This window comes from Erwinia sp. L03-1, from assembly GCF_058686115.1.
On the sequence record NZ_CM178762.1, the window covers coordinates 3307353 to 3319600 of the forward strand.

12 protein-coding genes and 1 tRNA gene are annotated in these 12248 nt (G+C 55.6%); 8 read left to right on the forward strand and 5 right to left on the reverse strand.

The annotated features are described in order from the left end of the window. Nucleotides 1-20: 20 nt before the first annotated feature. Together AC4PCC_RS15295 and AC4PCC_RS15300 are read right to left on the reverse strand one after the other, a co-directional pair. Nucleotides 21-1232 (reverse strand): tyrosine-type recombinase/integrase, encoded by a 1212-nt coding sequence (locus tag AC4PCC_RS15295; protein ID WP_492125081.1) that lies wholly within the window; start codon nucleotides 1230-1232, stop codon nucleotides 21-23. Between the two features lie 195 nt (nucleotides 1233-1427). Then, nucleotides 1428-1504 (reverse strand) — tRNA-Arg (locus AC4PCC_RS15300). Between the two features lie 183 nt (nucleotides 1505-1687). On the opposite strand from AC4PCC_RS15300, the gene folD reads away from it, so the two are divergent. Both folD and ybcJ read left to right on the forward strand, forming a co-directional pair. Beyond that, nucleotides 1688-2554, forward strand: a complete 867-nt coding sequence (folD, locus tag AC4PCC_RS15305) for a bifunctional methylenetetrahydrofolate dehydrogenase/methenyltetrahydrofolate cyclohydrolase FolD (RefSeq protein ID WP_492125082.1) — start codon at nucleotides 1688-1690, stop codon at nucleotides 2552-2554. Beyond that, nucleotides 2554-2766: a ribosome-associated protein YbcJ gene (gene ybcJ, locus AC4PCC_RS15310; protein WP_492125083.1), complete on the forward strand. Its 213-nt coding sequence runs from the start codon at nucleotides 2554-2556 to the stop codon at nucleotides 2764-2766. The genes folD and ybcJ overlap by 1 nt, the downstream gene beginning before the upstream one ends. 79 nt (nucleotides 2767-2845) lie before the next feature. On the opposite strand, the gene cysS is transcribed toward ybcJ, so the two are convergent. Next, complete coding sequence (gene cysS, locus AC4PCC_RS15315) at nucleotides 2846-4234, reverse strand: cysteine--tRNA ligase (protein WP_492125084.1); 1389 nt, start codon at nucleotides 4232-4234, stop codon at nucleotides 2846-2848. A 229-nt stretch (nucleotides 4235-4463) separates the two neighbouring features. Here cysS and ppiB point away from each other — a divergent pair, with 229 nt between their 5' ends. From ppiB to AC4PCC_RS15340, 5 genes are all read left to right on the forward strand, one after another. Continuing rightward, on the forward strand, nucleotides 4464-4958 hold the full coding sequence (gene ppiB / locus AC4PCC_RS15320; RefSeq protein ID WP_345830997.1) for a peptidylprolyl isomerase B: 495 nt from the start codon (nucleotides 4464-4466) through the stop codon (nucleotides 4956-4958). After that, nucleotides 4958-5683 carry a UDP-2,3-diacylglucosamine diphosphatase gene (lpxH, locus tag AC4PCC_RS15325; RefSeq protein WP_492125085.1) on the forward strand — a complete coding sequence of 242 codons (726 nt, stop codon included), beginning with the start codon at nucleotides 4958-4960 and terminating at the stop codon, nucleotides 5681-5683. Before ppiB ends, lpxH begins: the two co-directional genes overlap by 1 nt. Before the next feature lie 157 nt (nucleotides 5684-5840). Further along, nucleotides 5841-6350, forward strand: coding sequence for a 5-(carboxyamino)imidazole ribonucleotide mutase (gene purE / locus AC4PCC_RS15330; RefSeq protein ID WP_492125086.1), 510 nt, complete (start codon nucleotides 5841-5843; stop codon nucleotides 6348-6350). After that, nucleotides 6347-7417, forward strand: a complete 1071-nt coding sequence (gene purK, locus AC4PCC_RS15335) for a 5-(carboxyamino)imidazole ribonucleotide synthase (RefSeq protein WP_492125087.1) — start codon at nucleotides 6347-6349, stop codon at nucleotides 7415-7417. Before purE ends, purK begins: the two co-directional genes overlap by 4 nt. A gap of 328 nt (nucleotides 7418-7745) precedes the next feature. Beyond that, nucleotides 7746-8480 carry a LuxR family transcriptional regulator gene (locus tag AC4PCC_RS15340; protein ID WP_345830991.1) on the forward strand — a complete coding sequence of 245 codons (735 nt, stop codon included), beginning with the start codon at nucleotides 7746-7748 and terminating at the stop codon, nucleotides 8478-8480. A 47-nt stretch (nucleotides 8481-8527) separates the two neighbouring features. Here AC4PCC_RS15340 and ybbP read toward each other — a convergent pair whose 3' ends face one another. Together ybbP and ybbA are read right to left on the reverse strand one after the other, a co-directional pair. Then, nucleotides 8528-10945: a putative ABC transporter permease subunit YbbP gene (gene ybbP / locus AC4PCC_RS15345; protein ID WP_492125088.1), complete on the reverse strand. Its 2418-nt coding sequence runs from the start codon at nucleotides 10943-10945 to the stop codon at nucleotides 8528-8530. Then, entirely contained in the window at nucleotides 10942-11628 is a 687-nt protein-coding gene (gene ybbA, locus AC4PCC_RS15350; protein WP_067705344.1) for a putative ABC transporter ATP-binding protein YbbA, read from the reverse strand. Before ybbA ends, ybbP begins: the two co-directional genes overlap by 4 nt. On the opposite strand from ybbA, the gene tesA reads away from it, so the two are divergent. Continuing rightward, nucleotides 11599-12219, forward strand: a complete 621-nt coding sequence (tesA, locus tag AC4PCC_RS15355) for a multifunctional acyl-CoA thioesterase I/protease I/lysophospholipase L1 (RefSeq protein ID WP_345830987.1) — start codon at nucleotides 11599-11601, stop codon at nucleotides 12217-12219. The genes ybbA and tesA overlap by 30 nt on opposite strands. The last annotated feature ends 29 nt before the right edge of the window (nucleotides 12220-12248 follow it).

Below are 12248 nucleotides of genomic sequence, written 5' to 3' on the forward strand. Positions count from 1 at the left end.
AACTTTACTTTTTTATAACATTATTTCGTACGAAACCCAACCACACTCCCTGTTCCCTGGCCATCCAACTCACAAACATAATCCCCATACCACTGCAACATCTCCCTACGCTGCTCCAGATACTGCGCATGGTTATACGTGCCACTAATGGTATTCTTATCCACATGAGCCAGCTGCAACTCGATCCAAGCCGTGTTATAGCCTTGTTCATGCAAGATAGTACTCATGGTGTGCCTGAAGCCATGACCTGTCGCCTTCCCGTGATACCCAATCCTTTTTAGTACCTGATTGATACTCGCTTCGCTCATTGGCTTGGTGATGTCGTTACGCCCAGGAAATACCAGATTATAACGGCCTGTTATATCCTGGATTTCACGTAGTGCTGCCACAACCTGATCGGACAATGGCACCAGATGTGGGCGGCGCATCTTCATCCTTTCTACCGGAACTTCCCAAACTCGCTTATCAAAATCGAACTCTTGCCATTCGGCCATACGGAGTTCAACAGTACGAACTCCTGTTAACATTAGAATCTTTGTCGCCAGTCGAGTTATTGGGCTACCGGAATAAGCGGCGAGAGCCTCTAAGAAAGCAGGAAGTTCATCCGCTAACAGGTGCGGATAGTGCACAGATTTTGGCGGAGTTAGTGCACTTGCCAGCTCGGATGCTGGGTTAGATTCAGCGCGACCCGTAACAATGGCGTAACGAAACACCTGGTTGCAGGCCTGCCGGATTTTACGCAGCTTGTCGAGAACACCACGTTTTTCGAGTTTACGAAGTGAGCTGAGGATCTCCAGAGGCTTGATTTCTGCAATCGGGCGTTTACCAATATCCGGGAAGATATCGTTTTCAAACGCTTCCATAATGTCTTCAGCGTAACCCTTTGACCAGTTAGGGCGTTTGTACTCATGCCATTCCAATGCGATAGCTTTGAAGGTATTTTCCACTGTCGCTTTGCGAGCTTGTTTCTCAACCTTTTTCTGTTCGCTGGGATCAATAGCGTTAGCGACTTGCCGCTTAGCTTCATCTCTCCGCTGCCTGGCTTCAGATAGCGAAATCTCAGGGTAGATACCCAGTGCCAACATCTTTTGCTTACCGTCAAAGCGGTACTGTAAGCGCCAGTATTTAGATCCATTGGGATGAACCATTAAATGCATGCCTTCACCATCGGTAAGCTTATAAGGCTTGTCGGTAGGCTTTGCACTTCTTACCTTCACATCGGTTAATGCCATTTGGGGCTCTCCGTTGCTGGCTGTTGGTACAAGATTTCATTGAACGGGGATGTACCATCACATATACCAACAGATATTACTTGATGCTGGTAGATGTAGGTAGATACTGAGAGAGTTTCGACGCGCTGAAATCAACCAACTCACTGAATTTCAGGCATAAAAAAAGACGTCGGTTGACGTCTATTTACTTCAAAATGGTACGCCCTACAGGATTCGAACCTGTGACCTACGGCTTAGAAGGCCGGTGCTCTATCCAACTGAGCTAAGGGCGCATAGTGAACTGCGTCGAATTATACGGAGCAGGGCTGCTGAGTCAACGATTTTACCTGATGCGGCGCGCTGTTGCTGCACTATTGCACAGTAGCCGGCAAAACTGTGCCTGACAGCGGCCGCCGCTTCTGACAAAATAGGCGCCATTCCCCGTTTTAACTCAACACAGATGGATCCCCTCTCTGATGGTAGCAAAGATTATTGACGGTAAAACGATTGCGCAGCAGGTACGACAGGAGGTTGCTGAGAAAGTGCAGCAGCGTCTGGCCGCTGGAAAACGGGCGCCTGGGCTGGCCGTGGTTCTGGTGGGTGAGAACCCGGCTTCGCAGATTTACGTAAGCAGCAAGCGTCGCGCCTGCGAAGAGGTGGGCTTTATCTCCCGCTCTTACGACCTGCCCGCGACCACCAGCGAAGCAGAGCTGCTGGAGCTGATTGAGCAGTTGAATAACGACGGTGAAATCGACGGCATCCTGGTGCAGCTGCCGCTGCCGGCAGGCATTGATAACGTTAAGGTGCTGGAGCATATTTCGCCAACCAAGGACGTGGATGGCTTCCACCCTTATAACGTTGGCCGCCTGTGCCAGCGTGCGCCTAAGCTTCGCCCCTGTACGCCTCGCGGCATCGTTACCCTGCTTGAGCGCTATAATATTGATACTTTCGGGCTTAATGCGGTGGTGATTGGTGCATCCAATATCGTGGGCCGTCCGATGAGTATGGAGCTGCTGCTGGCGGGCTGCACCACAACCGTAACTCACCGTTTTACCAAAGATTTGCGTCGTCACGTCGAGCATGCGGATCTGCTGGTCGTTGCCGTCGGCAAGCCCGGCTTTATCCCCGGCGACTGGATTAAGCCCGGTGCGATTGTGATAGATGTGGGCATTAACCGCCTGGAGAGTGGCAAGGTCGTGGGCGATGTGGATTTTGAAGCCGCTTCCGCGCGCGCGTCGTATATTACGCCGGTTCCTGGCGGCGTTGGCCCGATGACGGTCGCCACGCTTATCCAGAATACCCTTCAGGCATGTGAAGAATTTAATGATGGAGCAGCACAGTAATGGCAACGTTCTCTTTAGGTAAGCATCCGCACGTCGATCTCTGCGATCTGCTGAAGCTGGAAGGCTGGGTAGAAAGCGGCGCGGTGGCGAAATCGCTGATAGCCGAAGGCTATGTCACCGTTGATGGCAAGGTTGAAATCCGTAAGCGCTGCAAAATCGTCTCCGGCCAGAAGGTGGAGTTCGACGGTAACAGCATTACGGTGACCGAATAAGATTACCTCTTCCCGGTGCCCCGCCCGCGGGCTGAGCACCGGGAGAAGCGTCAGGAGCGAGCGCCCCTGACGCTGTTTACTACTTCCGACGCCAGCTGGTGCCCTGCGGGCCATCTTCCAGCACAATGCCCAGTTCATTCAGCTTGTCGCGCGCAACATCCGCCTGCGCCCAGTTTTTCTCTTTACGCGCGTTAATTCGCATCTGCACCAGCGCATCAATTTCCGCCGAGTTATCATTCGCGTCCTGTGCTCCGCTCTGCAAAAATAGCTCCGGATCCTGCGCCAGCAGGCCCAGTACGCCAGCAAGCGAACGTAGCGTTGCGGCCAGACCGTCAACGGCGGCAACATTCTCAGCCTTCATGCGGTTCACTTCGCGCGCCAGATCGAACAGCACCGAGTAGGCTTCCGGCGTGTTGAAGTCATCGTCCATCGCCTCGCGGAAGCGGGCCTCGAATGCCTCACCACCCGCGGGTAACGCCGACGCATCCGTATTACGCAGGGCAATATAGAGGCGTTCCAGCGCCGATCGCGCCTGTTTCAGGTTATCTTCGCCGTAGTTTAGCTGGCTGCGATAGTGGCCCGACATCAGGAAGTAACGCACCGTTTCCGCATCATAATGTGCCAGCACGTCGCGCATAGTGAAGAAGTTACCCAGCGACTTCGACATTTTCTCACGGTCTACCATCACCATGCCGGAGTGCATCCAGTAGTTCACATAGGGACCGTCGTGCGCACAGCTGGACTGGGCGATCTCGTTCTCGTGATGTGGGAACATCAGGTCTGATCCGCCGCCGTGGATATCAAAATGGTCGCCCAGCTGCTTGCAGTTCATCGCCGAGCACTCAATGTGCCAGCCCGGACGGCCTTCGCCCCAGGGTGAATCCCAGCCCGGCTCGTTGGCTTTCGACATCTTCCACAGCACAAAGTCCATCGGATTGCGCTTGACGTCTTCCGCCACGTCCACACGGGCACCGGCCTGGAGCTGATCCAGATCCTGACGGGAGAGCTGGCCATAATTCGGATCGCTATCCACCGAGAACATCACGTCACCGTTGCTGGCAACATAAGCGTGATCGCGCGCGAGCAGCTTTTCGACAATTTCAATAATTTCGACGATATGGCGCGTGGCGCGTGGCTCACAATCCGGCGGCAGGATGTTGAGAGCAGCAAAATCTGCATGCATCTCGCTAATCATCCGGTTGGTCAGCACTTCTATCGACTCGCCGTTCTCGTTGGCACGTTTGATGATCTTGTCGTCAACATCGGTGATGTTACGCACGTATTTCAGCGAGTAACCCAGATAGCGCAGGTAGCGTGCCACCACGTCAAAAGCAACAAACGTGCGTCCGTGTCCAATGTGACAGAGGTCATAAACGGTAATGCCGCACACGTACATGCCAACAGCACCAGCATGAATGGGTTTAAATTCCTCTTTTTGACGACTCAGGGTGTTGTAAATCTTTAGCATTGAGACATTCCGTTTTTAACGTGTGCGGGATAAACCAGTTTGGTATTCTGCCGTATTGTTAACGTAACCGCCACGCAAAGCAAGGCGCTAGCGCGGTCCCGTTATGCAGCAGGGCTGACTCGACATGACAATTTGTGATATAAAAGCGGTCTGCCAAAAGCGTGCGAATGCCCTGAGGGCACCGGCACTTGCTTACCGATAAATACTTCAATTTCTACAGGATGATAATATGGTTACTTTCCAGACTAATCATGGCGATATCGTTATCAAAACCTTTGATGACAAAGCGCCAGCTACCGTTAAAAACTTCCTGGAATACTGCCGTGAAGGTTTTTATAACAACACCATCTTTCACCGCGTTATCAACGGCTTTATGGTTCAGGGCGGCGGTTTCGAACCGGGCATGAAGCAGAAAGATACCAAAGAAGAGATCCGCAACGAAGCCAGCAACGGTCTGAAGAACACCAAAGGTACGCTGGCCATGGCCCGTACTCAGGCTCCTCACTCCGCGACCGCGCAGTTTTTTATCAACGTGGCGGATAACGACTTCCTGAACTTCCGCGACGAAAGCCTGCAGGGCTGGGGTTACTGCGTATTTGCAGAAGTGGTTGAAGGTATGGATGTGGTTGAGAAGATCAAAGCCGTTGCCACCGGTCGCAGCGGTATGCATCAGGACGTGCCAAAAGAAGACGTTATCATTCAGAACGTGATCGTTAGCGAATAATGTCCTGCACGCTGTTTATCGCAGATTTGCATCTCTGCACTGAAGAACCGGCAATCACTGCCGGTTTTCTTGCTTTTTTGCGCCGTGAAGCTTTCCACGCCGATGCGTTATATATTCTCGGCGATCTGTTTGAAGCCTGGATCGGCGACGACGACCCTCAGCCGCTGCATGCAGAAATCGCCCTTGCCCTTAACGCGCTAAAGCAGCGTGACATTCCCAGCTACTTTATTCATGGCAACCGTGATTTCCTGCTGGGTAAGCGCTTTGCCGCCGCCTGCGGCATGACGCTCCTGCCCCAGGAGACGGTGCTGGAACTGTACGGTAAACGCATTCTGATTATGCATGGTGACACGCTCTGCACTGACGATGCAGGCTACCAGCAGTTTCGCCGCCGGGTTCATCAGCGCTGGCTGCAAAAACTGTTCCTTGCCCTCCCCCTCTCTCTGCGCCAGCGGATTGCCGCGCGTATGCGATCCGGCAGTAAACAGGCTAACAGCAGTAAAGATGTCGCGATTATGGACGTCAATTCCGCTGCGGTCAGCGAGTCAATGTCGCATCATCAGGTGCAGTGCCTGATACATGGCCATACCCACCGACCCGCCGTTCATCAGCTCGAGGTTAACGGCCAGCCCGCCGAGCGTCTGGTGCTGGGCGCATGGCACACCGAAGGCTCGATGATCCGCGTCAGCCCCGATGAAACGGCATTGATCGCTTTCCCCTTTTAGGCGGTTAAATGCAGTTTTTTTGCGGATGAAGGGCATACGCAACCGTTTTCCTTGCCCTCCAGTCATGTTATTCTCTCAGCCCTTCCCATCCGGCGGCCCGCTCAAGCAGGTGCAGGCCTTCCGATGACGTATGTACAATCACAGGAGTCAGACCCGCATGTCTTCCAACGCCGCATCGGCCCGCATTGCTATTGTTATGGGTTCCAAAAGTGACTGGGCAACCATGCAGCTTGCTGCGGAAATTCTCACCAGCCTGGCCGTCCCTTTTCACTGCGAAGTCGTTTCGGCCCACCGCACGCCGGACAAGCTCTTTAGCTTTGCCGAACAGGCGCAGGAAAATGGCTTTCAGGTGATTATTGCCGGTGCGGGCGGGGCGGCCCATCTTCCGGGTATGCTGGCCGCGAAGACGCTGGTGCCGGTCCTCGGCGTTCCGGTACAAAGTGCAGCCCTGAGCGGCGTCGACAGCCTTTACTCCATTGTGCAGATGCCGCGCGGTATCCCGGTCGGTACGCTGGCCATCGGCAAGGCGGGCGCGGCAAACGCAGCGCTGCTGGCTGCGCAGATCCTGGCGCTGCATGATGCAGGCCTGGCTACACGCCTCGCCGACTGGCGCAAAAGCCAGACCGACGAGGTGCTAAATAATCCAGACCCACAGGTGAACCCATGAAGCCGGTCTGCGTACTGGGTAATGGACAGCTGGGGCGCATGCTGCGTCAGGCCGGGGAGCCGCTGGGCATTGCTGTCTATCCTGTTGGCCTTGACGCCGAGCCAGAAGCGCTGCCCATTCAGCAGAGCGTGATCACCGCTGAGATTGAACGCTGGCCGGAAACGGCGCTGACGCGCGAGCTGGCCAGCCATACTGCTTTTGTTAACCGCGATATCTTTCCGCTGCTGGCAGATCGGCTGACGCAAAAACAGCTCCTCGATCGGCTGGGCCTGGCCACTGCGCCCTGGCAGCTGCTGGCCGAAGCCAGCGAGTGGCCGCAAATTTTTGCGACTCTGGGCGAGCTGGCGATCGTTAAGCGCCGCACCGGCGGCTACGATGGCCGGGGCCAGTGGCGTTTACGCCAGGGCGAAACCGATGCGCTGCCCGCTGACGGCTACGGTGAATGCATTGTGGAACAGGGCATTAACTTCTCCGGCGAAGTGTCGCTGGTTGGTGCCCGGGCATCTGATGGCAGTACGGTTTTTTATCCGCTGACGCATAACCTTCATCAGGACGGCATTCTGCGCACCAGCGTGGCGTTGCCGGAGCCGGATAAGGCCCGGCAGCAGCAGGCAGAAACGATGCTGTCGGCCATTATGCATGAGCTGAACTATGTCGGCGTGATGGCGATGGAGTGCTTTGTGGTGCCGGAAGGTCTGCTGATCAATGAACTGGCCCCGCGCGTGCATAACAGCGGGCACTGGACGCAAAACGGCGCCTCCATCAGCCAGTTCGAGCTGCATCTGCGCGCAATCCTGAACCTCCCTCTGCCGAAGCCGGTGGTCAGCACGCCGTCAGTAATGATCAATTTGATCGGCACCGGGGTTAATGTGCAGTGGTTAGATCTGCCGCTGGTGCATCTGCACTGGTACGAAAAAGAGGTTCGCGCGGGCCGGAAGGTTGGACATCTCAATCTGAACGATGTCAGCGTGAAATCGCTACAGGTGGCACTGCATAACCTGGTGCCGCTGCTGCCGGAAGAGTACGCCAGTGGGATAGCCTGGGCGATTGAGAGGTTAGAGGGTTAAGTTCAGGCAAGAAGAATCAGATGCAGCCTGCGGGCTGATCCGCAGACTGCATCTTACCGTACGAGTGACAGGGTTAAAAAAACGCCACTAACTGTACTTAAGTAGAGCTATCATTTTTGCTAAAGAAAATTTATCTTAGAGCCAAACAAAATCAGTGATCCGATATTTTTAATTGCCAACACACAGGGATATTTTTTTATAACGTTATAAAACCCACTCACTTAATGATGGTGTCTTCTGAATTAATTTAAACCTGCGTTAAAGACAGGTAACGGTGTTCCCGGTCGGTTTTCTTATAAAATCAGGCAGGGTTTTGCGAGGAAATGATATGATTCAGCCTTTGTTCAATAAGGAAGCTATAAATACCGTCATCCAGGACTATCTGGAAGTGGAACTGAAGACGCTTAAAAATATTAACTACGCATACGCAATCCGAAATAAAAATAATCCAGCCGACTTTTCAATTATCTCAAACAGGCGCGAATGGTTCGAGGTCTATATCGATAATAGCTTTCACCATATCGATCCTGTCCTGAGTCGTGCCCAGCAAAGGCTCACCCCCTTTTTTTGGGATGAAAAAAGCCTTATGCAGCGAGGGGTCCAGATACCACGTCTGTTTGATATGGCATGTCATCATAATATCACCAGTGGCTGTACCTTCGTTGTCCATGACCAGCACAATAACCTGGTAGTGCTGTCTCTTTTCCTTAATCCCTACAGTGACAGTCAACTTAAGAATGCTTTGCACTGCAATAAAGACCGGGTTCAAATGCTCCTGGTTACAGCACATGAGCAGTTAATAACGCTTTATCAGGAACAAAGTAAAGCGCCAGCTAAAAAGATGACGACGGGTCAGCTTCTATCAAGACGAGAGAACGAAATTTTTTACTGGGCAAGTGTTGGAAAGTCTTATCAGGAAATAGCATTAATCCTCGGGATCAAAGTGACAACAGTGAAATTTCATATCGGTAATGTAGTCAGAAAGTTAGGGGTGAGCAACGCCAAACACGCCATCAGGCTGGGTGTAGAATTAGATATCATCCGACCCCACTACGCCATTTAACCACCAGGCTGGCTACCGAGCGGACCCCCGCCAGCCAGCCTGATTACCTACGCTGCGTTATACCCTCTGAACAGCGCTTTCCCTTTCAGCAGCCGCACGCCCAGCCATCCTCCGCACAATGACAGCAGTAGCGCCCCTGCAAGCGGCAGTACAAGCCAAATCAGCAGGTCAGGCTGCCACGGGAAGTCAAATACGTAGCGTTGCAGGCCCCACAGGGCCGCTTCGGCACCGGATGCGGCGGCCAGTCCTGATACGGCACCCAGTAGCGCAAACTCACACCACAGCGTATGCCGCAGGAGTTTTTTGCCGGCTCCCAGCGTACGACAGACCACCAGCTCCTGTCTGCGCTGGCGCATTCCAACCTGAATCTGCGCCAGTAGAAGCAGGATGCCACAGGCGGTCACCAGAATAACCATCACTTCCAGCGCCCTGCTGACCTGGGCAAGAACCTGCCCAATCTGGCGCAATAGCGTACCGATATCCAGCAGGCTGAGAGTAGGAAACGCGCGGTTTAACTGGGCCAGCATCGCCGTGTTGCCCTCAAGCCGAAAACTGGTTAGCCAGGTTTGCGGCTGGGTATCCAGCGCGCCTGGCGGGAAAATAAAGAAAAAGTTAGGTTTCAGGCTCTCCCAGTCCACCTTGCGCAGGCTGGTAATTTTGGCTGAGAAAGCCTGAGTGTCACCGGTGAAGGTCAGCGTGTCACCCAGCCCTATCCCCAGCCGACCGGCAAGCGCCTCCTCCATTGACACCTCTCCCGTTTTTGGTGGCCAGCTACCCGCGACCAGTGGGTTGTGATCGGGGAGCTGCGTTTGCCAGGTTAAGTTAAGCTCGCGGTTAAGAGCATTATCGCGCGTCGGATCGGCAGGCTGGTTGTTGATCCCCGTCAGCCTGACCCGGGCGATAGGATAAAAGGTCTGTGGCTGGACCTGATGCTGTTCCAGGAATGTCCTGACCTGCGGGATCTGATCCTGCGTCAGGTTCAGCAGAAAATAGTTAGGGCTGCCGGGCGGCATCTGCTGTTGCCAGCGATCCAGCAGATCTCCGCGCATAATCAGCAGCAGCGCCAGCAGCATAAATGAAAGTGAGAAGGCCGCCAGCTGGCTGAAGGTCGTCCACGGCTGGCGCAGCAATCGGTTTATCGCCAGACGAAATGGCAGACTCCGTCCGGTCAGTCGACGCAAAACCATCAGCCCGGCCCAGCCGACTGCACCCAGCAGTAGTGAAAGCAGCGCAATACCCGCAACCAGCGCCCAGAGCAGGCCGCTGCCGCCAACCAGTATGGCCAGCAGTGCCACCACCACCAGCCCCATGACGGGCAGATAGAACTTCAGGGGCCAGACGTTGGCGACAGCATCCTGCCGGAGAACCCGCAGCGGCTGCGTAGCCAGCAGCAGACGATAGGGGCGCAGCCCCACCAGCAGTGAAATAATAAACAGCGAACCCAGCGCCCAGAGCCACGGCCAGCCGCTCGCAGGCGGCAGCTGCGCCGGAAGAACCGGCCCGAGCATATGCAGCAGAATGCCCTCAAAGGCCAGCCCCAGCGCGCTGCCGCCTGCTGCCGCCAGCAGCAGTACCGCCAGCCACTGGCCGACAATCAGCTTTCTGAGGGCGGTGCGGCCCGCTCCCAGCGTCTTAAGCACCGCCACCAGATCGTAGCGGTTGCGGCAGTAGTGGCTCATCGCAACGGCGACTGCCGCAATGGCCAGCATCAGCGTTAACAGCGCCGATAGCAGCAGGAACTGCTGCGCACGCTGCATCGATTTGCCCAGGGCATCCTCTGAGTTTTCAACGCTTATCCAGCGCTGGTCGGGTTGGAGATGCGCGGCAATGAAGCTGTCATACCGGCTGAGCTGGGCGGGCGTACCGGCGAACTTATAGCGCCAGGTCACCCGGCTGCCAGGCTGAATTGCGCCGGTCTTCTCCACGTCGGCCAGGTTCATTAACAGCCGTGGCGCAGTCTGGAACGGATTGAAACCCGCATCCGGCTCCTGAACGACCACGCCCGCGACGCGCAGCGTCGCATCCCCGACGTCCAGATGACCGCCTGCGGGCAGGTTAAGCAGCGCCTGCAGGCGCGGTGCCACCAGCACCGTCCCCACAGTGGGTTTAAGTGCCGCAGGTTCGGTAGCCAGCTGTCCTGCCAGCGGGTAGCCGTCGTCTACGGCCTTCACCGAAGCCAGCTGGGGCGTATCACCGGCAAAGGTCATGGTCATAAAGGTGAGCTGCCGCCCCACCCTCAGCCCCAGCTGGTGCGCGTTATCAAGCCATGCCTGAGGTACCTCGCGGGCGCTTTGCAGCGTGCGATCGCCTGCCATGTAGTCGCGACTCTGCTGAGTCAGCCCTTTTTCCATCCGGTCGCTTAGCGATCCGAGCGCCAGTACGCAGGCCACCGCCAGCGTGAGCGCCAGCCAGACAATCAGCAGCGAGGGGGACTTCCACTCTCGCCAAAACCAGCGCCAGATCATGCCTCCTCCCACAGTTTACCGTCACGCACGCGTAGCCGCCGATCGCAGCGGGCGGCCAGCTGTTCATCATGCGTGACCAGAATCAGCGTGGTCGCAAAGTCGCGGTTGAGTCCGAATAGCAGGTCGGCAATGCGATCGCCGGTTTTACGATCGAGGTTACCGGTAGGCTCGTCGGCAAACAGCAGCGCCGGACGTCCGCTGAACGCGCGGGCCAGCGCTACGCGCTGTTGCTCACCGCCTGAAAGCTGTGCGGGCAGGTGCGTCATGCGCGCGGCCAGGCCAAGCTGGGTTAGCAATTCCTGCGCCTGAGCACGACTCTGCCTGTCGCTATCGCCGCGCAGCAGCGCCGGAAGCTGAACGTTCTCCAGTGCGTTGAGCGTGGGAACCAACATAAAAGACTGAAAAACAAAGCCAATACTCTTCGCCCGCAGCGCAGCTCGCTGCTCTTCATCCATCTGGTGAAGCGGCGAACCCAGCAGCGTAACCTCTCCCTCGGTCCCATCATCAAGCCCGGCTAAAATACCCAGCAGGGTTGACTTGCCGGAGCCTGACTCGCCAATCAGTGCGAGGGTTTCAGCTGGTTTGACAACCAGCTCAACTCCGGTAAGGATGGAGAGCTGATGCTCACCCTGACCGACGGACTTACTAAGACGATGAACTTCAAGAATGTTTTCCGCTGGCATTACCCTGTCCTTTTATTACTGGCTTTGATATCGCTACGCGCGGCGGCGGCAGATACGCTGCTGGTGCTCGGTGACAGCCTGAGCGCCGGTTATCGCATGTCCGCCAGCGCCGCATGGCCCGCGCAACTCAATGATAAGTGGCATAGTTCGCCTGCTATCGTTAACGGTAGCATAAGCGGCGACACCGTGGCGCAGGGGCTGGCTCGCCTGCCAGCCCTGCTTAAACAGCATCAGCCGCGGTGGGTATTGATTGAGCTGGGTGGAAATGATGGACTGCGCGGCTTCCCGCCACAGGCTATCGAGAAGGATCTTAGCGCGATTATCAGCCAGGTCAAAGCGGCCAATGCTCAGCCTCTGCTGATGCAAATTCGCCTGCCTGCCAACTATGGCCGACGCTATACCGAATCCTTCGGTGCCATTTACCCCCGGCTGGCGAAAGCGAACGCCATTCCGCTGGTACCTTTTTTTATGGAGCAGGTCTACCTGAAGCCGGAATGGATGCAGCAGGATGGTATTCATCCTAACCCTGATGCCCAGCCCTTTATTACCGGGCTGATGGCCAGCGAGCTGGCTCCGCTGATTAAGCAATAATGACCGGTTGTGATGACCGCTCACAGGTA